This is a genomic window from Streptomyces sp. SLBN-31 (assembly GCF_006715395.1).
Taxonomy (GTDB): Bacteria; Actinomycetota; Actinomycetes; order Streptomycetales; family Streptomycetaceae; genus Streptomyces.
The window spans coordinates 845814-866189 of sequence record NZ_VFNC01000001.1 but is presented as its reverse complement, the minus strand read 5'-3'; the positions used below and the strand labels follow the sequence as shown (position 1 = coordinate 866189).

Below are 20376 nucleotides of genomic sequence, written 5' to 3'. Positions count from 1 at the left end.
GGCCGGTAGGGTTGGGGGCGGTCGCTCCTCGAACCGGGGTGGCCGCACGCCGGGGTCCGGGTTTCGGGGGGCGAGCGCGGGGCAGCAGCCCATGCTCCGCCGTTGATCTGACACCATTCCCCGGGGGCTCCGTCCGTCCGACGGACGGAGCTCGTATGGCCAGACATGCGACCAGGGGACGGATGGGACCGCGCAGTGCGGGGCTACGAACGCCAGGAGCGAGAGCCGGCGGCTGACGTCGACCACCTCTCTCGGTTCGAGGCCGAGATGGATCGGCTGAAGACCGAGCGGGAGAAGGCGATCCAGCACGCCGAGGACCTCGGCTACCAGGTCGAGGTGCTGCGCGCCAAGCTGCACGAGGCGCGCCGCACCATCATGTCCCGGCCCGCCTTCGACGGCGGTGACCTCGGTTACCAGGCCGAACAACTGCTGCGCAACGCGCAGATGCAGGCCGACCAGCTGCGCCAGGAGGCCGAGCGCGAGCTGAGCCAGGCCCGGGCCCAGACCCAGCGCATCCTGCAGGAGCACGCCGAGAACGCCGCCCGGCTGCAGGCCGAGCTGCACCAGGAGGCGGTCACCCGCCGGCAGCAGCTGGACCAGGAGCTGGCGGAGCGCCGGCAGACCGTCGAGTCGCACGTCAACGAGAACGTGGCCTGGGCCGAGCAGCTGCGCGCCCGTACGGAGGCGCAGGCCCGCCGGCTGCTGGAGGAGTCCCGTGCCGAGGCCGAGCAGGCCATGGCGGCCGCCCGCGCGGAGGCCGAGCGGCTGACCGAGGAGGCCCGGCAGCGGCTGCAGAGCGAGGCCGAGTCGGCGCGCGCGGAGGCGGAGCAGCTGCTGCGCCGGGCGCGCACGGACGCCGAGCGCCTGCTGAACGCCGCGTCCACGCAGGCCCAGGAGGCCACCGACCACGCCGAGCAGTTGCGCAACTCCACGGCCACGGAGTCGGATTCGGCCCGCCGGCAGGCGCAGGAGCTCAGCCGCGCCGCCGAGCAGCGCATGACCGAGGCCGAGGAGGCGCTGCGCAAGGCGCAGGCGGAGGCCGACAAGCTCGTCACCGAGGCGACCGCGCAGGCCGAGAAGGCCCTCGCCAGCGCCGAGTCGGCCAACGAGCAGCGCACGCGCACGGCGAAGGAGCAGGTCGCCCGGCTGGTGCAGGAGGCCACCAAGGAGGCCGAGTCCACCAAGGCGGACGCCGAGCAGGCCGTCGCGGATGCCCGCGCCGAGGCCGAGCGGATCGTCGCCGAGGCCGCCGAGAAGGCCCGGACGATCACCGCCGAGGAGAGCGCCACCCAGCTGTCGAAGGCGGCCAGGACCGCCGAGGACGTCCTCAACCGCGCGCAGGAGGACGCCAGGAAGACCACCAAGGCCGCCGCCGAGGAGGCCGAGCGGATCCGCTCCGAGGCCGAGGCCGAGGCGGACCGGCTGCGTGCCGAGGCGCACGACCTGGCCGAGCAGCTCAAGGGCGCGGCCAAGGACGACACCAAGGAGTACCGCGCCAAGACGGTCGAGCTGCAGGAGGAGGCCCGCCGGCTGCGCGGCGAGGCCGAGCAGCTGCGTTCCGACGCGGTCGCCGAGGGCGAGAAGATCCGCGCGGAGGCCCGCAAGGAGGCCGTGGCGCAGATCGAGGAGGCCGCCAAGACCGCCGAGGAGCTGTTGTCCAAGGCGAAGGCGGACGCGGACGAGCTGCGCCAGAGCGCCACCACCGACAGCGAGAAGGTCCGCACCGAGGCCATCGAGCGGGCGACCACGCTGCGCCGGCAGGCCGAGGAGACCTTGCAGCGCACCCGGCAGGAGGCCGAGCGGCACCGCGAGGAGGTCGCCGAGCAGGCCGAGGGCATCAGGGCGGAGGCCGAGCGGGCCGCGCGCGAGCTGCGCGAGGAGACCGAGCGGGCCATAGAGACCCGCCGCGCGGAGGCCGCCGCGGAGCTGACGCGGCTGCAGTCCGAGGCCGAGGACCGGCTGGCCGCCGCCGAGCGGGCGCTGGCCGAGGCCCGCGAGGAGGCCGGGCGCATCCGCCGCGAGGCCGCCGAGGAGTCCGACCGGCTGCGCGCCGAGGCCGCCGAGCGGATCCGCACGCTCCAGCAGCAGGCGGAGGCGGAGGCCCAGCGGCTGCGCGACGAGGCCGCGTCGGACGCGTCGGCCTCCCGTGCGGAGGGCGAGGCCGTCGCCGTACGCCTGCGTTCGGAGGCCGCGGCCGAGGCCGAGCGGCTGAAGTCGGAGGCGCAGGACACCGCCGACCGGGTGCGGGCCGAGGCACAGGCCGCCGCCGAGCGGCTGGGTACCGAGGCGTCGGAGACGCTGGCCGCGGCCCAGGAGGAGGCCAACCGGCGCCGCCGCGAGGCCGAGGAACTCCTCGGCGCCGCGCGCACCGAGGCCGACCAGGAGCGCAGGCAGGCCCGGGAGCAGAGCGAGGAACTGCTGGCCTCCGCCCGCAACCGGGTCGAGGAGGCGCAGACCGAGGCGGTCCGGCTGGTCGAGGAGGCCGACCGGCGTGCCACCGAGATGGTGTCCGCGGCCGAGCTCCACGCCCAGCAGGTACGGGACTCCGTGGCCGGGCTGCACGAGCAGGCCCAGGAGGAGATCGCCGGGCTGCGCAGCGCCGCCGAGCACGCGTCCGACCGCACCCGGCGGGAGGCCGAGGAGGAGTCGGACCGGGTCCGCGCCGACGCCTACGCGGAGCGGGAGCGGGCCACCGAGGACGCCAACCGCATCCGGCGCGAGGCCGCAGAGGAGACGGACGCCGCCAAGGCGCTCGCCGAGCGGACCGTCTCGGAGGCGATCGCGGAGGCGGAGCGGCTGCGCTCGGACGCGGCCGAGCACGCCCAGCGGGTGCGTACGGAGGTCTCGGACGCCCTCGCGGAGGCGGACCAGGCGGCCGCGCGCACCCGGGCGGACGCCCGCGAGGACGCCAACCGCATCCGGTCGGACGCGGCGACGCAGGCCGACACGCTCATCACCGAGGCGCGCAACGAGGCCGAGCGGCTCACCACGGAGACGGTCCGGGACACCGACAAGCTGCGCACCGACACGGTCGCCGAGGCCGAGCGGACGCGGGCCGAGGCGGTCGCCAAGGCCGAGAGGCTCATCGCGGACGCCACCGGCGACGCCGAGCGGCTGCGCGCGGAGGCCGCCGAGACCGTGGGCTCCGCCCAGCAGCACGCCGAGCGGATCCGCAGCGAGTCCGAGCGGGTCAGGGCCGAGGCGGCGGCGGAGGCCGAGCGGCTGGTCAACTCGGCGCGCGCGGAGGCCGAGCGCACTCTGGACGAGGCCCGCAAGGACGCCAACAAGCGGCGCCAGGACGTGGCCGAGCAGGTCGACACGCTCATCACGGAGACGACGGCCGAGGCCGACAAGCTGCTCACCGAGGCGCAGCAGCAGGCGCACCAGACGACCGCCGAGGCGGAGACGCGGGCCGACACGATGGTCGGCGCGGCCCGCAAGGAGGCCGACAGGCTGGTGTCGGAGGCGACGGTCGAGGGCAACTCGCTGGTGGAGAAGGCCCGTACGGACGCGGACGAGCTGCTGGTCGGCGCCCGTCGCGACGCCACGCAGATCCGGGAGCGCGCGGAGGAGCTGCGCGACCGCATCACCGGCGAGATCGAGGCCCTGCACGAGCGGGCCCGCCGCGAGGCCGCCGAGACGATGAAGTCCACCGGCGACCGCTGCGACGCGCTCATCAAGGCCGCCGAGGAGCAGCTCGCCAAGGCCCAGGCGAAGGCCAAGGAGCTGGTGTCGGAGGCCAACTCCGAGGCCGGCAAGGTCCGTATCGCCGCCGTGAAGAAGGCCGAGGGCCTGCTGAAGGAGGCCGAGCAGAAGAAGTCGGCGCTCGTGCGGGAGGCCGAGGAGCTCAAGGCGGAGGCGATCCGCGAGGCCAGGGCCACGGTCGAGGAGGGCAAGCGCGAGCTGGAGATCCTGGTGCGCCGGCGCGAGGACATCCAGGCCGAGATCTCCCGTGTCCAGGACGTCCTGGAGGCGTTGGAGTCTTTCGAGGCCCCGTCGGCGGGCAAGGACGCGGGTGTCAAGGCGGGTGCCGCGGTCGGAGCCCCTCGTTCGGGTGGCAAGCCGTCGGACAGCTGACCGACCGGTCGAAAGGCGATGCAGTCGGGGGCCTTTGACCACATTTTTGGCAAGCCGTCCCGGGGTCAGCCACTCAAAAGGGGTGTCATTCTCCAGATCAAACACGTATCCGCTCGATGACACACCGCTTCGGCCCCTAGGATTCCCCCTATCACCTCACCGGTCTCATTTGACAGGAACCCCATGAGCGACACTTCCCCCTACGGCTTCGAGCTTGTGCGGCGTGGGTACGACCGCGCTCAGGTGGACGAACGCATCTCCAAGCTCGTCTCCGACCGTGACAGCGCTCTCGCCCGCATCACCGCTCTGGAAAAGCGCATCGAGGAGCTCCACCTCGAGACGCAGAACGCCCAGGCTCAGGTAAGCGACGCGGAGCCGTCGTACGCCGGTCTCGGCGCGCGTGTCGAGAAGATCCTGCGCCTCGCCGAGGAAGAGGCCAAGGATCTGCGCGAGGAGGCCCGGCGCGCGGCCGAGCAGCACCGCGAGCTCGCCGAGTCCGCGGCCCAGCAGGTCCGCAACGACGCGGAGTCGTTCGCGGCGGAGCGCAAGGCCAAGGCCGAGGACGAGGGCGTCCGGATCGTCGAGAAGGCCAAGAGCGACGCCTCCCAGCTGCGTTCCGAGGCGCAGAAGGACGCGCAGTCGAAGCGCGAGGAGGCGGACGCCCTCTTCGAGGAGACCCGTGCCAAGGCCGCCCAGGCCGCCGCGGACTTCGAGACGAACCTCGCCAAGCGCCGCGAGCAGTCGGAGCGCGACCTGGCCTCGCGCCAGGCCAAGGCGGAGAAGCGCCTCGCCGAGATCGAGCACCGCGCCGAGCAGCTGCGCCTGGAGGCGGAGAAGCTGCGCACGGACGCCGAGCGCCGCGCCCGCCAGACGGTGGAGACGGCCCAGCGCCAGGCCGAGGACATCGTGGCGGACGCCAACGCCAAGGCCGACCGGATCCGTTCGGAATCCGAGCGCGAGCTGGCCGCCCTCACCAACCGCCGCGACAGCATCAACGCCCAGCTGACGAACGTCCGCGAGATGCTCGCGACGCTCACGGGCGCCGCGGTGGCCGCCGCCGGCACGCCGGCCGACGACGAGCCGATCTCCCGTGGGGTTCCGGCTCAGCAGTCCCGGTAATCAGCACTACGTTCGAAGGCCCGTACCGTCTCCCCCGGAGGTGCGGGCCTTCGCCGTGCCCGGAGTCCTCCGGTGGCACCGGCCCAGGAGCCGTCTTAGCGTGGCCGCATGATCGAAGTGGCGGGCCTGACGAAGCGTTACGGCGAGAAGGTGGCGGTCAACAACCTGACCTTCACCGTCAGACCCGGCATCGTCACCGGGTTCCTGGGACCCAACGGCGCCGGCAAGTCGACGACGATGCGCATGATGCTCGGTCTCGACCGGCCGACGGCCGGTGACGTCCGGATCGACGGCAAGCACTACGACCGTCTCAAGGACCCGCTGAAGTACATCGGCGCCCTGCTGGACGCGAAGGCGACGCACGGCGGGCGCAGCGCCTACAACCACCTGCTCTGCCTCGCGCAGAGCAACGGCATCCCGCGCGGCCGGGTGGCGCAGGTGCTGGACACCGTCGGTCTCACCGGTGTGGCGAGGAAGAAGGCCAAGGGGTTCTCCCTGGGCATGGGGCAGCGGCTCGGCATCGCGGGCGCGCTGCTCGGCGATCCGCGGATCCTGATGTTCGACGAGCCGGTCAACGGCCTCGACCCCGAGGGCATCCACTGGATCCGCACTCTGATGAAATCGCTGGCCGCGCAGGGGCGGACGGTGTTCGTCTCCTCCCACCTCATGAGCGAGATGGCGCTCACCGCCGACCACCTGGTCGTCATCGGCCAGGGCCGGCTGCTCGCCGACACCTCCATGGCCGAGTTCATCGAGCAGAACTCGCGCTCCTACGTCCGGGTGCGCAGCCCGCAGCGCGAGCGCCTGCTCGACGTGCTGCACGAGGCCGGCGTGACCGTCGTGGAGTCCGGGAGCGGGGCGCTGGAGGTGGACGGCGGGAAGGCCGAGCACATCGGCGAGCTGGCGGCCCGGCACCAGATCGTGCTGCACGAGCTCAGCCCGCAGCAGGCCTCCCTGGAGGAGGCGTTCATGCGGCTGACCGCCGAGTCCGTGGAGTACCACGCGCACTCCGACGCCCCCGCCGGGCAGCGGCCGGCCTGGGGCGACGACTGCGAGAGGAGCTGAGGATGGCGGCGATCCAGGTGGTGCGGTCCGAGTGGACCAAGATCCGGTCGGTGGCCTCGACCGTGTGGACCCTCTCCCTCGCCGTGGTCGTCACCATCGCCCTCGGCATGCTGATCTCGGCGCTGACCAGGCACGAGTTCGACAACATGAGCGCCAAGGACCGGCTGTCCTTCGACCCCACCTACATCAGTTTCGCCGGCATGAGCCTCGGCCAGCTCGCGATGATCGTTTTCGGGGTGCTGGTCGTGTCGAACGAGTACAGCACCGGCATGATCCGCACCTCGCTGGCGGCCGTGCCGCAGCGCGGCACCTTCCTCGCCGGCAAGATCGGGGTGGCGACCGGCCTCGCCCTCGTCGTCTCCATGGCGACCAGCTTCGTCGCCTTCTTCCTCGGGCAGGCGATGCTGGGCTCGCACAAGGCCGCCCTCGGCGACCCGCACGTGCTGCGCGCGGTCGTCGGCGGCGGGCTCTACATGACCCTCATCGCCGTGTTCTCGATGGGCGTGGCCGCGATGCTGCGCTCGCCGATGCTGTCGCTGGGCATCCTGATGCCGTTCTTCTTCCTGATCTCCAACATCCTGGGGAACGTCTCCGCGACGAAGAAGATCGGCCGGTTCCTGCCGGACCAGGCGGGCAGCAGGATCATGCAGGTGGTGCCGAGGATCGACGACGACACCCCGTACGGGCCCTGGGGCGGTCTGGGGATCATGGTGCTGTGGGTGGTCGCGGCGCTGCTCGGCGGGTACGTGTTGCTGCGGAGACGGGACGCGTGAGCAGGGGCTCAGGTTTTACCTCCTCTTGAGCGGAACCGTCAGCGCCTCGATATCCTCCTAACCCTTACGGGGGCGTGTGCCCCGCTGTCCTGAACCTTTTGATGGGTGCGGAGCATGATCGAGGCAGTCGGCCTGACCAAGCGCTACGGCGACAAGACCGCTGTGTACAACCTTTCGTTCCGGGTGCGGCCGGGGGCCGTCACCGGCTTCCTGGGGCCCAACGGCTCCGGCAAGTCGACGACGATGCGGATGATCCTCGGCCTGGACAACCCGTCCGCGGGGCAGGTGACGATCGGCGGCTACCCGTACGCGAAGCTGCCGAACGCGCCGCGTCAGGTGGGCGCGCTGCTCGACGCCAAGGCGGTGCACGGCGGCCGGTCCGCCCGCAACCACCTGCTGAGCCTCGCCCAGCTGTCCGGGATCCCGTCCCGGCGGGTCGACGAGGTGCTGGGCGTGGTGGGCCTGCAGGACGTGGCCAGGCGCCGGTCCAAGGGCTTCTCGCTCGGCATGGGGCAGCGGCTCGGCATCGCCGCCGCGCTGCTGGGCGACCCGCAGGTGCTGCTCTTCGACGAGCCGGTCAACGGCCTCGACCCCGAGGGCATCCTGTGGGTGCGCAACCTGATGAAGGCGCTCGCGGCGGAGGGTCGTACGGTCTTCGTCTCCTCGCACCTGATGAGCGAGATGGCGCTGACCGCGGACCACCTCATCGTGATCGGACGCGGGCAGCTGCTCGCCGACATGAGCGTGGCGGACTTCATCGCCGCCAACTCCGCCGGCTTCGCGCGGGTGCGCACCCCGGACACCGAACCGCAGCTGCGCGAGAAGCTGACGTCCGCGCTGACCGAGGCGGGCGGACACGTGCTGCCCGAGCAGGACGGCGCCCTGCGGATCACCGGGCTGCCGCTCCCCCGCATCAGCGACATCGCGCACGACGCCGACGTACGGCTGTGGGAGCTGTCGCCGCATCAGGCCTCGCTGGAGGAGGCGTACATGCGGATGACCCAGGCCGCCGTCGACTACCGCTCCACGATCGACCAGAAGGCGGGGCTGATGCAGCCCCTGCCGCCCGGCGCCCAGCCCCCGATGCCGGTGCCCGGCCAGGGCCAGCCGGGCTGGTACGCCCCGCCGCCGCCCGGACAGGGCGGTCAGCCGTTCGCGATGCCGCAGGGGCAGCCGGGGCAGCCCGGCCCCTACGGTGCCGCCGGACAGCCCCCCGCGAGCCCGTACGGCGCCCCCACCGCGCCGCCCGCGGACCAGGGCAACCCGTACGTCCAGCCGGCGCCGCAGGCACCCCAGCAGCCGCCGGTGCCCGCGGTACCGGCCGGCGAGGCCCCCGGTGCGCCCGCGCCGAGCGCCGCCCCGCACGGGTCCGCGCCGCAGCCGCAGCCCGCCACCCCGGCGCAGCCGCCGAGCCCGCCGCGGTCGGCGCCGGAAGGTTCCGCCACGCCCGCCGTCCCGGCGCCGCCCGCCGGCGCGCCGCAGGCGTCCGTGCCGCAGAGCGCCGCCGCGGGCCCGCAGGACGCGGCGCCCGCGTCCGTCCCGTCCGCCGCCTCCGCCGACCTGACCAAGCCCGAGGACGCCCGATGAGCACCCCGCAGCCCCCGATGCCCCAGGCCGCCGCACCCGACTGGCAGGCGGCGGCGCCCGGTTCGCCGTATCCCGGCTACACCTCGCCGATCCCCGTGGTGCGCACCCACCTCGGGCACGCGATCGCCTCGGAGTGGACGAAGATCAGGTCGGTCCGGTCGACCATGTGGACGCTCGGCGTGTTCGTGCTGCTCGTGGTGGGCATCGGCCTGCTGGTCGCGGCGCTGGTGTCCGCCAACGAGTCGGACGGCAGCCTGTCGGGCGAGAACCCGCTGTCCTTCGGTGTCTTCGGACTGCTCCTCGGCAGCATCTGCATCATCACCCTCGGCGTGCTGACCACGGCCTCCGAGTACGGCACCGGGATGATCCGCACCACGATGACCGCGTGCCCGTCCCGCGCCCGGGTGCTCACGGCGAAGGCGATCGTGTTCTTCGCGGTCGCGTTCACCGTGACGTTCGTGTCGGTGCTGCTCGTCGCGCTCGCCGATGTGTCCATGCTGAGCTCGGCCCGGACCCCGTCGGGCGAGGAATGGCTGAAGGGCACCCTCGGCATCTCGTTCTACATTGCCCTGCTCGGACTGCTCTCGCTCGTCATCGGCTCGGTCATCCGGCACTCCGCGGGCGCCATCACGATCATGATCGGCCTGGTGCTGGCGCCGCTGGTGATCGCGCTGTTCATGTTCTCCGAGGCGCTGGAGGACGTCCGCCAGGCCCTGTTCGAGTACTCGATCCCCAACCAGCTGGCCGTCTTCTACTCCAACTCCCTCAGCGACTCCGGCGGCCCCAGCGGCTGGGACCCGCTGTGGATCGCGCTCGGCGTCACGGCCGCCGCGTTCGGCGGCGCGGTGGCGCTGCTCAACAGCCGCGACGTGTGAGCCCTCGGGAGCCTCGTCAGAACTTCGGCGCGTTACGGGACCGCTGCACCCGCGTGGTGCGGCGGTCCTTCGCGTTCCAGCACGCCTTGTGCCAGTGACGGCGGTCGTCGACGCCCGCGTGCTCCGGCCAGGCCACCACGTGCGGCACCCCGGAGGCGATCATCTGGTCGCAGCCGGGGCAGCGGTAGGTCTTGCCCTGCGCACTCGTGCCCGCCACGTGCCGCAGGCTCCACTGCTCGCCCTGCCAGCTCTCCGTCGACTGCCAGCCGCCATAGCGGCCGGGGCCGTCGTCCTCGGCGCTGCGGCCGGACGAGCCCGACGGATCGGAGCCCTTGGGTCGGTTGCGACGCGGGGACACGGAACACCTCACGGGGCTATACAGGAAGCACGGTTCGTGTCCAGCCTACGGTCCCGGAACCCGGGTACGCGTAGGGCACCGACCCCCCGGGCCCCACCCGCGACGGCCCGTTCTGCAGACAATCCGGAAATCTCTTCGCCAGGCCGTGACCCCCGCACGTGTCAGACGGTTATGCCGGGTGGGGGAGCTCCATGTCGGAGCCAAGGAAGCAGGAAAAAGCAATGCGCGTTGGAAGTTTCGTGTTGTCCGCCCAGTTCCCGGGACAGGGTCATGGGGAGGCGCTGCACCGCGCGGTCCGCTCGGCGGAGGTCGCCGAGGAGGCCGGTCTGGACTCGGTCTGGCTGGCGGAACACCACTTCGTGCCGTACGGGACCTGTCCGTCGGCGATCACCCTGGCGGGGTTCCTGCTGGGCCACACCCGCCGGCTGCGGGTGGGCACGGCCGTCAGCGTGCTGCCCACGGCTCACCCGGTGGCCCTCGGCGAGCAGGCCGCGCTGCTGCACCTCACCTCCGGCGGGCGGTTCTCGCTGGGCGTGGGGCGCGGTGGCCCGTGGGTCGACCTGGAGGTGTTCGGGTCGGGTCTCGCGGCCTACGAGGAGGGGTTCCCGGAATCACTCGATCTGCTGGTGCGCTGGTTGCGCGAACCGTCCGTGGGGGCGGCCGGGGAGCGGTTCCGCTTCCGTGAAGTCCCCGTGGTGCCAAGGCCGTCGGAGTCCCTGACGGACGCAGACGGACCCGAGGTCGTCGTCGCCTGCACCTCGCCCAGGAGCGTCCGGATGGCCGCCGAGCGGGCGCTGCCGATGCTGCTCGGCATGCACGTGGGGGACGAGGAGAAGGCGGAAATGGTCGCCCTGTGGCGGGAGTTGGCGCGCGCGGCGGGGCACCCGCCGGAGCGCGTCATGGGCGCCGGCCATGTCTCCGCGGGCGTGTGCCAGATCGCGGACCGGCGCACGGACGCGGTGGAGGCGCTGACGAAGGCGATGCCGGGCTGGCTCAAGCAGGGGCTGGACGCGCATGTCACTGTGGACGGCCGGATGCGGCAGATGCGCGACCCGCTGGCGTACACCGAACTGCTCTGCGGGCTGCACCCGGTGGGCACCCCACGGCTGTGCGTCGACCGGCTCACGGCGACCAGCGAACGGACGGGCATCTCCCGCTTCGCCCTGCTGATCGAGGGCTCCGGCGACCTCGCGGCCACCGAGGAGAACGTACGGCGGCTGGGTGCCGAAATCCTCCCCCACCTCGGCTGACCGCATGGTCCGGCATGGGGCTTGCCGCTCCGGTACTTGATGCACCTCCCGCGTACGGAGCGGCAAGCAAGCGGCATGCCGCTCAGCAGTCCCGGAACTCCGGAGACTGGTTGAGCAGCTGACTGCGGACCGAGGTGAAGCGCGCCAGCGTCTCGTCGACGGAAGAGTCCAACGGGAACACCGCCACCCGGTGGCAGTTCTGGAAAGCCAGCCGGACACCGAAGTGCCGCTGGAGCGCGCCGCGTATCGCGTCACTCGCGAGCGCACGCAGCAGCTGACCGCGTGCCCGCTCGTCCGGCGGAGGCGTCTGGTTGTCGGCGAACTGTCCGCCGTCGACCTTCAGCTGGGCCACCAGGGAGCTGATCATCTCCCATGCGTAGGGCAGGGAGGTCCGGACGCAGTCGACGAATTCTGCTTCGTCGACCTCGCCTCGCTCGGCCTTCTCGAGTAGGGCCGGTGAGACGTCGAGCGACATGGGTTCTCCTCTCGCACCCCTGTGGTGCACAGGGGTTGCCGGACAGATAAGGGAGTTCGCGATACCGCACACGCTGTGTACACGCCTCGCGACCTCCCGTTTATACGGTAGGCAACGGACCGTGACCGCACCAGGAGATTGCGTACATAGGGGCTCCTCTTTAGGCCCACAATCGGCCACAACCGAACAGGGGCGGTCAGTCGTCTTCTGGGGCGAATCGCGTCGACACCTGCCCGTCGAGTAGCGTTGCCGACCATGCGTCTCGTCATCGCCCGATGCTCCGTCGACTACGCGGGCCGGCTCACCGCCCATCTCCCCTCGGCGCCCCGCCTGATCCTGGTGAAGGCGGACGGCAGTGTGTCGATCCACGCCGACGACCGTGCCTACAAGCCCCTGAACTGGATGTCACCGCCCTGCACGCTGAAGGAGGGCGCGGGCGACGACGAGGGCGTCTGGACCGTCATCAACAAAGCGGGCGAGAAACTCATCATCACGATGGAGCAGATCCTCCACGACTCCTCGCACGAACTCGGCGTGGACCCAGGCCTGATCAAGGACGGCGTGGAAGCACACCTCCAGGAACTCCTCGCGGACCGCATCGAGACCCTCGGCGAGGGCTACTCGCTCATCCGGCGCGAGTACATGACCGCGATCGGCCCCGTCGACATCCTGTGCCGGGACGCCGAGGGGCAGACCGTGGCGGTGGAGATCAAGCGGCGCGGCGAGATCGACGGCGTGGAGCAACTGACCCGCTATCTGGAGCTGTTGAACCGCGACCCGCATCTGGCCCCGGTCCGCGGCATCTTCGCGGCACAGGAGATCAAGCCGCAGGCCCGCGTCCTCGCCACCGACCGCGGGATCGGCTGCACGGTGCTGGACTACGACGCGCTGCGCGGCATCGAGGACGACAAGCTGCGGCTGTTCTGAGCGGCGGCGGTACGGCGAAGGGGCCGGGTCCTGGTGGAACCCGGCCCCTTCGGTGTGCCCGCCTCAGATCACCGCGCCCGAGGCGCTGCTCGCCGGTGCGCTCGCCGAAGCGCTCGTCCGGTCCGGGGCGGTGGAGGACGCCGGGGCGCCGGAGGCCGGGCCGCTGGCCGTGGTCGAGGTGGACGGGGGCCCCGCACTCGACGACGTCGAGGCGGACGGCGAGGGCGAGGGACTCGGTGACGTGGACGGCGACGAAGACGACGTGCTCGGCTTCGGCGACGAGGGGGGCGGTGACGTGGGCGGCTTGGACGGCGACTTCGACGGCGAGCTCGACGAACCGCCGCCACCCGACCCCTTCGTCCCGCTGGGCCTGTCCGACGGCGTGCCGCCGGTGTCGGACGGCGGCGTCGGGTCGTCCGAGGTGCCGTAGGTGCCGTCGGGCCCCGGATCGGTCGGCCTGCTCGTGGCCGTGCCGGTGTCGCCGCCCTTGTCGGTCTTCGGCTTGTCCGCGCCGAGGGAGCCGTCGTCGACGCCCTGGCTGGCGGACGGGTTCACACCGACCTTGTCGGAGGGGTTGTTGGCGTCGTTGTTGGAGGTCGCGCCGAGTGTCACCACCGTGCCCAGCACGGCGACGAGCAGCGCGCCCGCGCCGGCCGCCACCAGGTTGCGGCGGGCGAGGCCCCTGATGCCCGCGCGGTGCGTCTTGGGCGGGTGTCCGCCGGACGCCGACCGGTTGACGACGATCGTCGCGCCGTCGCCCGTGGAGGGGGCCGACGGCCGCGCGGGCGGGAAGCCCGGCAGGACCGCGGGTACGCCGCCCGGGGGCGACTGGGACTCCTCGTAGCGGGCGTCCGGCACCTCCTCACCGGCCGTCGACACCAGACCCGGCGCCGTGCCGGTGCGGTCGGCGACCAGGGCGAGGGCGCGCCGGGCGGCGACCGTGCCGCGCTTGTCGGAGGTCGCGCCGCGCAGCCCCAGGGAGGTCTCCAGCTCGGCGCGGGCCCGGTCGAACTCCCCGTCGCACAGCGCGAGCACACCCAGCTCGTGGTGGAAGTAGGCCTGTTCCGACACCTCTCCCGCCAGCCGGGAGGCCTCGGCACCGGCGCGCAGCGCGCGTTCCCAGGCGCTGAAGTCCAGTCCGGCGGCGAAGGCGGGCGCGGCCGTGCGGGCCAGCCGGACGGTGACGGCCTCCTCGCCCTCCGCGGGCGGGGCGGTGTCCGGCACCAGGACGCCGAGGGCGGCGAGCAGGGCGTCGGCCTCGGCGCACACCCGCTCGGGGGTGACCGACGGATGCCCGGCCCACCAGGCGTAGTGCTGGGCGGCGGTCAGCGCGCGGGCCCCGATGTCGTCGTTGTATCCGGCGGCCTCCAGCTGCTGGAGGACGCCGGCGGCGAGGCGGTAGCGGGAGCCGACCGGGGAGACCAGCCCGCAGGAGGCCAGTTCGCCGAGGGCGGCGTCCGCGTGGGTGTCGCCGACCAGCGCCGGCAGGTGGGCCTGGTGGGGCACCTCGCCGCCGAGGGCGACCGCGAAGCGCAGGGTCGCGCGGGCCGACGGACTCAGCCGGGCGGCCAGCAGCGGGGCGGGCGCGGCGGCCTCGCCGAGTGAGGGCAGCGGTACGGCGTCGTCCTCGGCGTCGAACGGGGCGTCGAAGGGCGCGTCCACGGGCAGGGAGTCGGCGAAGACGCCGAACTCGTCCACGGCGCCGGCGCCGGCCCGCTGCTGGTCCCGCTGGCGCAGCAGGGCGCCGGCCTGGACGAACCGCAGCGGCAGGCCCTCGGACTCGAACCAGAGGTCGCCGGCCCAGTTGGCCTCCTCCTCGGTGAGCGGCCGGCCGACGACGCGTTCGATGATGTCGACGCCGCCCGCCCGTTCCAGGCCGCCGAGGAGGACCTCCTCGACGGCGGAGTCGGCGGAGGGCGCGGGCACGTCGGGCGTGGCGCCGATCACGAAGGCGCACTCGGGCGTCGCGTCGAGCAGCTCGTCGAGGGCGGCGCCGCCGAACTCGATGTCGTCGAGGACGACGACCGCGCCGACCTCCCGGACGAGGGCGAGCAGTTCTTCCCGCTCCGGGCGGTACAGGGGCGCGTTGTAGACGGCGTGGAAGAGGTCGTGCAGCAGTTCCTCGGCGCTGCGGTGGAAGCCGTTGAGGCGGACGACGCCGTCGGGGGCGAGGTCCGCGCAGTCCTCCGCGACCAGGTCGAGCAGGGCGGTGCGGCCCGAGCCTGCGGGGCCGGTGAGGCGTACGGAGCGGCCACGGGCGAGCAGCCGGACCAAGTGCTCGCGCTCGTCCTGGCGTTCCAGGAGCGGCAGCACGGGCAGGGCCGGTCCCGGCGGGACGGGTGCCCGGGCGGCCCGGACCGCCTCGGCGCGCTCGGCCGCGGTGAGCTTCTCGGGCCGGGCCGGTCGCTCCCCTGGCGGGCAGGGCTCTATCTCGCTGCCGTCGACGGGATTGACGGTGAGCAGGTGGTCGCCCGTGACGAGCTGCACCGTGCGGGCGAGCGCGGGCGTGTGCTGTCCGAAGTCGGGTGTGAGGGGGTCCCTGGGCGGGCGCTGGCGCGACGCTCCCGTGTCGCCGTCATGGCCGTAGCCCTCGGGTCCCCGGTTGTTCGGGTCCATAGGTCAAGCCCCCCAAAAGCGATCGTGTGCCGATACAGCCCCTCCCGGCCTTGTCGCACACTCCGCTGTCGCTTCTGGTCCGGTACCCGCTCGAGGGTTTCGCTGGCGGCGGGCAGCCGAACCCTAAACCTTCGCTCAGTATCTACGACAGCCCGGGGTACGGCGCCGCCCGAGACGTCACAGTGTCGTACGGATCGCGCTGACCTGCGTTTCCCGGCCGGAATGCCCGGCCGCGCCCGCACCGTGCGTGCCAGACGTCACACGCGGGGCAGCGACTCCACCCCGATGCCCCCCTCGATCGCCAGGATCCGGTGCAGCCGGGTGGCCACCAGCAGGCGCTGCATCTGCGGCGGTACGTCGCGCAGCACCAGGCGCCGGCCGCAGCGGCCGGCCCGCCGGTGGACGCCCATGATCACCCCGAGTCCGGTGGCGTCCCAGGAGTCCAGTTCGGACAGGTCGAGCACGATGTCGCCGACTCCGTCGTCGACGGCCGAGTGCAGGACCGTGCGGGCGTCCGCCGCGCTGCGGACGTCGAGGCGGCCCCCGACGACCAGCTCGGCGTGGTCGCCCCTGATGAACATAAGCGCTCCCCGTGAGTGCGTTGCGTACTCCGTGACGGTGGCTGTGCATCGTCTGACTGCTCCAGCGGCGACGAGGTTGCCGTCTGTGAGCGAACCGATACCGAATTCACCCCCGCGAGTGATGCTCCCGGGGTTTGTGCGGTTTCAGTGGCCGGACGTACCGATGTGGTCAGTACGTGTAGAAGCCCTGCCCGCTCTTGCGCCCGATGTCACCGGCGTCAACCATCCGGCGCATCAGCTCCGGCGGCGCGAACTTCTCGTCCTGCGACTCGGTGTAGATGTTGCTGGTGGCGTGCAGCAGGATGTCGACGCCGGTCAGGTCCGCCGTGGCCAGCGGGCCCATCGCGTGGCCGAAGCCCAGCTTGCAGGCGAGGTCGATGTCCTCGGCGGTCGCGACGCCCGACTCGTAGAGCTTGGTCGCCTCGACGACGAGGGCGGAGATGAGCCGGGTGGTGACGAAGCCGGCCACGTCGCGGTTGACGACGATGCAGGTCTTGCCGACGGACTCGGCGAACTCCCGCGCGGTGGCGAGGGTTTCGTCGCTGGTCTTGTAGCCGCGGACGAGCTCGACGAGCTGCATCATCGGCACCGGCGAGAAGAAGTGGACGCCCACGACCCGCTCGGGGTGCTCGGTGGCCGCCGCGATCTTGGTGATCGGGATGGCGGAGGTGTTGGAGGCCAGCACGGTGTCATGGCGCACGATCTTGTCGAGCGTGCGGAAGATCTCGTGCTTGACCTCCAGCTTCTCGAACACGGCCTCGACGACGATGTCGGCGTCGGCGGCGGCGTCCAGATCGGTGGTCGCGGTGATGCGGGCGAGGGAGGCGTCGGCGTCGTGCGCCTCCATCTTCCCCTTGCTCACGAACTTGTCGTACGAGGCCTTGATGCCGTCGGTGCCGCGCCTGAGGGCCTCGTCCGTGACGTCCCGCAGGACGACGTCCCAGCCGGCCTGGGCCGAGACCTGGGCGATACCGGAACCCATCAGGCCGGCGCCGATGACGGCAAGCTTCCGTGCCACGTTTGCGACTCCCCTTTGAAACGCCTTACACCACGTTTACGTATGTCTCTTCGGCGGACCTTAGCGCTCGTGAGGTGCCGTGTGTTCGGTAAGTAATGCGCGTCACGTCTCATCTGACGGACATCACACCGGCAGGGGTCATTCGACGCCACGGACGGCGTAGTTGAGCACCTTCTCGCCCAACAGCTCCTCGATGTCGTCGAGGAGGACCAGTACCTCTCGTGACACTTCGCGTGGATCGCGCCCCTTGACCATCTCGCGGCGAATGACCGCCATGACGGCACTGTGCGCCCAGCCGAGCTGACCGGCGATCAGATGGGGCAGCGGGTCGTCGTCGGCCGCGGCCGTCTCCTCCCGCAGGGCCGCCTCCAGGCTGTCCTGGACCTCCTGACCGATGGCCCACAGCCGGGAGCGCAGCGCGGGGGCCTCCTCGATGACCCGCATGAAGGTGGCGTAGCCCGGCATCAGGCCGAGCCGCGGCGAGACCGCCTCGGCCTCCTCGCGCAGTTCCCGCAGGACGGCGTCGGCGGCCGACTCCCCCTTGCGCCGTCCGCGCACCCACCGGGCCAGGCGGTCACCGATGTCGCCGGAGCGGTCGAAGAAGAGGTCTTCCTTCGCGGGGAAGTAGTTGTAGACGGTGTTGACCGAGACGTCGGCGGCGTCGGCGATCTCGGCGACGGTCACGGCGTCGAAGCCGCGCTCGACGAACAGGCCCGTGGCGACGTCGGAGATGTACTGCCTGGTCTGCCGTTTCTTCCGCTCGCGGAGCCCCTCTGCCATGTCCGAATCCTAACCCCGCTGGGCTCACTTGAATTTTGGAGTCATTGCAAAATTTAAGGGACTCTGTTTTTCTGGGCGCATGGCTGAAGTCATCAGCGCGGCCGCACTGGCGCGCACCTTCCCCACCAGGCGCGGCCCCGTCGAAGCGGTCCGCGGCATCGATCTGACCGTCCACGAGGGCGAGATCCTCGGGTTCCTCGGCCCGAACGGCGCCGGGAAGACCACCACCCTGCGGATGCTCACGACCCTGCTCACCCCGACCGGCGGCGCCGCCACGGTCGCCGGCCACGACCTGGCGCGCGATCCGGCAGGGGTGCGGCGGGCATGCGGTTACGTCGCCCAGTCCGGCGGCGTCGACCCGCAGATCAGCGTGCGCGAGGAGCTGGTCACCCAGGGCCGCCTGTACCGGCTGACGCGCGGGCAGGCGGTCGACCGCGCCGCGGAGTTGGCTCGCGACCTCGGCCTCGAAGGGCTGCTCGACCGCAGGTGCGGCACGCTCTCCGGAGGCCAGCGCCGGCGTCTGGACATCGCGATGGCACTCACCCACCGCCCGAAGGTGCTGTTCCTCGACGAACCGACGACCGGCCTCGACCCCGGCAGCCGGGCCGACCTGTGGGAGCTGGTGCGCCGACTGCGGGACGAGCACGGCACCACGGTGTTCCTGACGACCCACTACCTGGACGAGGCGGACGCCCTCGCCGACCGGCTGGTCGTCGTCGACCGGGGCGTGGTCGCCGCCGAGGGCACGCCGAGCGCCCTGAAGCTGCGCCACGCCGGCTCGATCGACGCGAGCCTGCAGGACACGTTCCTCGCCATCACCGGCCGCGGTCCGGCCAAGGCCGACCCCGCCCCCGTCGCCGTATAGGAAGCCGGAGAAGATGCTGCTCCACGACACCGGCCTGATCTACGGCCGCTACCTCCGCCAGTCCCTGCGCTCCCGCTTCGCGCTGCTCTTCGGCGTGCTGATGCCGTTGCTGTACCTGCTGTTCTTCGGGCCGCTGCTCACCGGGCTGCCGCTGGCCTCCCGCGGCACCAGCTGGCAGGTCCTGGTCCCCGGGCTGCTGCTCCAACTCGGCCTGTTCGGGGCCGCGTTCGCCGGGTTCACGATCATCATGGAGAACGGCCAGGGCGTGGTGGAGCGCATGCGCGTGACCCCGGTCAGCCGGCTCGCGCTGCTGCTCGGCCGCGTCCTGCGCGACGCGACCGTCTTCGTCTTCCAGGCCGTGCTGCTGGTGCTGGCCGCGGCGGTGATGGGCCTGCGCGCCCCACTGGCCGGCATCCTGATCGGCTTCGCCTTCGTGGCCCTGCTGACCGTCTCCCTGGGTTCGCTGTCGTACGCGCTGGCCTTCAAGGTCCGCACGCCCCAGGAGTTCGGTCCCATGGTCAACGCCCTGACCATGCCGTCCATGCTGCTGTCCGGGCTGATGCTCCCGATGAGCCTGGCGCCGGCGTGGCTGGACGTGCTGTCCCACTTCGTGCCGTTCCGCTATCTGGTGGACGCGGTGCGGGACGCGTACGTCGGGTCGTACGTGACGGACCACATGGCGTACGGCGTCCTCGTCGCCCTCGGATTCGCCCTGCTCGCCGTGACAGTGGGCACACGCGTCTTCCGCACGGCCGGGGCGTAACTACGCTGGCCACATGGTCAATCTGACGCGCATCTACACCAGGACCGGCGACCGGGGCACGACCGCCCTCGGCGACATGAGCCGAGTCGCCAAGACCGACCTCAGGATCTCCGCGTACGCCGACGCCAACGAGGCGAACGCGGTGATCGGGACGGCGATCGCGCTGGGCGGTCTCGACGCGGAGGTCGTCCAGGTCCTCACCCGCGTCCAGAACGACCTGTTCGACGTGGGCGCGGACCTGTCGACGCCGGTCGTGGAGAACCCGGAGTACCCGCCCCTGAGGGTCGAGCAGTTCTACATCGACAAGCTGGAGGCGGACTGCGACCGCTTCAACGAGCGGCTGGAGAAGCTGCGCTCCTTCATCCTGCCGGGCGGCACCCCGGGCGCGGCCCTGCTGCACCAGGCCTGCACGGTCGTACGGCGGGCCGAGCGCTCGACGTGGGCGGCGCTGGAGGTGCACGGCGAGGCGATGAACCCGCTCACCGCGACCTACCTCAACCGCCTCTCGGACCTGCTGTTCATCCTGGCCCGGACGGCCAACAAGGACGTCGGTGACGTGCTGTGGGTGCCGGGCGGGGAGCGCTGAGACCCCCCGCCCCGCGCCCGCTCCTCTCAGCGGTCCGTGCCGTCCCGGGCCGCGTCCTCGTCCGCCCGGGCGAGCGCGGACTCGGCGGCGGCCACCTTCTTCTGCATCTCCGAGTAGCCGGACGGTGTGGCGGCGGCCTTGTCCGGGGTTCCGGCCGAGCCGCCGTCGGGTCCGCAGGCCGTGGTCAGCGCGGCGAGCAGGACGACCGCGGCGGCCGCGAGTCCCGCTCGCATCAGCTCGCGCCCTCGTGGTTGTCCTCGCACCAGGTCCGTACGTCGGCCAAATCCTTCTGCCGCTGCCCCAGGGTCGTCACCAGGGACTTGCGGAAGGTCAGCCGGTCCCGGAGATAGGTGGCGATCTCGGAGTGCCCGGCGGCCTTGGCGTTGTCCACGCGCTGCTGCAGGCGGGCGAGGGAACCGCGCTTGTCGGCGCCCGCGTTCAGGCGGGCGAGGGCCCGGTCGATGCGGTGGTCGATCTTCGGTGCCCGCTTGCACAGGGCCCGCGCGCCGTCGCCGGTCGGTGTCGCCGCCGGCGACGGCGTGCTCTCGGCCACGGCCGCCCCGGCGGTGCCCGCCAGGACCGCCGCCACGGCCGCCCCCACGAGGAGGGTGCGCCGGTGTCGTCGTACGTGCATCTCTGCCTCCGTTTCCCGCGGACGGCC

The 20376-nt window shown here is 72.2% G+C and carries 19 protein-coding genes; 11 read left to right on the top strand and 8 right to left on the bottom strand.

Going from position 1 to position 20376, the window contains the following annotated elements; genetic code table 11:
* The first annotated feature begins 195 nt into the window (after positions 1–195).
* The 6 genes from scy (at position 196) to FBY22_RS04155 (ending at position 9496) form a co-directional block, all read left to right on the top strand.
* Positions 196–4077, top strand: a complete 3882-nt coding sequence (scy, locus tag FBY22_RS04180; RefSeq protein ID WP_142142542.1) for a polarized growth protein Scy — start codon at positions 196–198, stop codon at positions 4075–4077.
* 183 nt (positions 4078–4260) lie between these two features.
* On the top strand, positions 4261–5196 hold the full coding sequence (locus tag FBY22_RS04175; RefSeq protein WP_142142541.1) for a cellulose-binding protein: 936 nt from the start codon (positions 4261–4263) through the stop codon (positions 5194–5196).
* Positions 5197–5304: 108 nt separating this feature from the next.
* Entirely contained in the window at positions 5305–6261 is a 957-nt protein-coding gene (locus tag FBY22_RS04170; protein WP_142142540.1) for an ABC transporter ATP-binding protein, read from the top strand.
* 2 nt (positions 6262–6263) lie between these two features.
* The gene (locus FBY22_RS04165) at positions 6264–7034 is read left to right on the top strand and encodes an ABC transporter permease (protein ID WP_142142539.1); all 771 of its coding nucleotides are present in this window, start codon (positions 6264–6266) and stop codon (positions 7032–7034) included.
* A 114-nt stretch (positions 7035–7148) separates the two neighbouring features.
* The gene (locus FBY22_RS04160; RefSeq protein ID WP_142142538.1) at positions 7149–8621 is read left to right on the top strand and encodes an ABC transporter ATP-binding protein; all 1473 of its coding nucleotides are present in this window, start codon (positions 7149–7151) and stop codon (positions 8619–8621) included.
* Positions 8618–9496: an ABC transporter permease gene (locus tag FBY22_RS04155; RefSeq protein WP_142142537.1), complete on the top strand. Its 879-nt coding sequence runs from the start codon at positions 8618–8620 to the stop codon at positions 9494–9496. The genes FBY22_RS04160 and FBY22_RS04155 overlap by 4 nt, the downstream gene beginning before the upstream one ends.
* Before the next feature lie 16 nt (positions 9497–9512).
* Here the strand turns inward: FBY22_RS04155 and FBY22_RS04150 are convergent, their stop codons facing one another.
* Positions 9513–9854 (bottom strand): ATP/GTP-binding protein, encoded by a 342-nt coding sequence (locus tag FBY22_RS04150; RefSeq protein ID WP_142142536.1) that lies wholly within the window; start codon positions 9852–9854, stop codon positions 9513–9515.
* Between the two features lie 221 nt (positions 9855–10075).
* On the opposite strand from FBY22_RS04150, the gene FBY22_RS04145 reads away from it, so the two are divergent.
* Positions 10076–11104, top strand: coding sequence for an LLM class flavin-dependent oxidoreductase (locus FBY22_RS04145; protein ID WP_142142535.1), 1029 nt, complete (start codon positions 10076–10078; stop codon positions 11102–11104).
* Positions 11105–11186: 82 nt separating this feature from the next.
* Here FBY22_RS04145 and FBY22_RS04140 read toward each other — a convergent pair whose 3' ends face one another.
* Complete coding sequence (locus FBY22_RS04140; RefSeq protein ID WP_142142534.1) at positions 11187–11579, bottom strand: SCO5389 family protein; 393 nt, start codon at positions 11577–11579, stop codon at positions 11187–11189.
* Positions 11580–11834: 255 nt separating this feature from the next.
* Between FBY22_RS04140 and nucS the strand changes: the two genes are divergently transcribed.
* Positions 11835–12506, top strand: coding sequence for an endonuclease NucS (gene nucS, locus FBY22_RS04135; protein ID WP_142142533.1), 672 nt, complete (start codon positions 11835–11837; stop codon positions 12504–12506).
* A 63-nt stretch (positions 12507–12569) separates the two neighbouring features.
* On the opposite strand, the gene FBY22_RS43830 is transcribed toward nucS, so the two are convergent.
* The 4 genes from FBY22_RS43830 to FBY22_RS04115 form a co-directional block, all read right to left on the bottom strand.
* On the bottom strand, positions 12570–15122 hold the full coding sequence (locus FBY22_RS43830) for an ATP-binding protein (RefSeq protein WP_160159857.1): 2553 nt from the start codon (positions 15120–15122) through the stop codon (positions 12570–12572).
* 257 nt (positions 15123–15379) lie between these two features.
* A complete protein-coding gene (locus FBY22_RS04125) occupies positions 15380–15703 on the bottom strand; it encodes an STAS domain-containing protein (protein ID WP_142142532.1) in 324 nt (107 codons plus the stop codon).
* 169 nt (positions 15704–15872) lie between these two features.
* Complete coding sequence (locus tag FBY22_RS04120; protein ID WP_142142531.1) at positions 15873–16721, bottom strand: 3-hydroxyacyl-CoA dehydrogenase family protein; 849 nt, start codon at positions 16719–16721, stop codon at positions 15873–15875.
* Positions 16722–16859: 138 nt separating this feature from the next.
* The gene (locus FBY22_RS04115; protein ID WP_142142530.1) at positions 16860–17501 is read right to left on the bottom strand and encodes a TetR/AcrR family transcriptional regulator; all 642 of its coding nucleotides are present in this window, start codon (positions 17499–17501) and stop codon (positions 16860–16862) included.
* Between the two features lie 79 nt (positions 17502–17580).
* On the opposite strand from FBY22_RS04115, the gene FBY22_RS04110 reads away from it, so the two are divergent.
* From FBY22_RS04110 to FBY22_RS04100, 3 genes are read left to right on the top strand one after another with little or no spacing between them, the layout of a single operon-like run.
* Entirely contained in the window at positions 17581–18366 is a 786-nt protein-coding gene (locus tag FBY22_RS04110; RefSeq protein WP_142142529.1) for an ABC transporter ATP-binding protein, read from the top strand.
* A gap of 13 nt (positions 18367–18379) precedes the next feature.
* On the top strand, positions 18380–19129 hold the full coding sequence (locus FBY22_RS04105; protein ID WP_142142528.1) for an ABC transporter permease: 750 nt from the start codon (positions 18380–18382) through the stop codon (positions 19127–19129).
* A 13-nt stretch (positions 19130–19142) separates the two neighbouring features.
* Positions 19143–19715: a cob(I)yrinic acid a,c-diamide adenosyltransferase gene (locus FBY22_RS04100; RefSeq protein ID WP_142142527.1), complete on the top strand. Its 573-nt coding sequence runs from the start codon at positions 19143–19145 to the stop codon at positions 19713–19715.
* A gap of 26 nt (positions 19716–19741) precedes the next feature.
* Here FBY22_RS04100 and FBY22_RS04095 read toward each other — a convergent pair whose 3' ends face one another.
* Positions 19742–19948 carry a hypothetical protein gene (locus FBY22_RS04095; protein ID WP_142142526.1) on the bottom strand — a complete coding sequence of 69 codons (207 nt, stop codon included), beginning with the start codon at positions 19946–19948 and terminating at the stop codon, positions 19742–19744.
* Positions 19948–20349 (bottom strand): hypothetical protein, encoded by a 402-nt coding sequence (locus tag FBY22_RS04090; RefSeq protein ID WP_142142525.1) that lies wholly within the window; start codon positions 20347–20349, stop codon positions 19948–19950. Before FBY22_RS04090 ends, FBY22_RS04095 begins: the two co-directional genes overlap by 1 nt.
* Between the last annotated feature and the right edge of the window lie 27 nt (positions 20350–20376).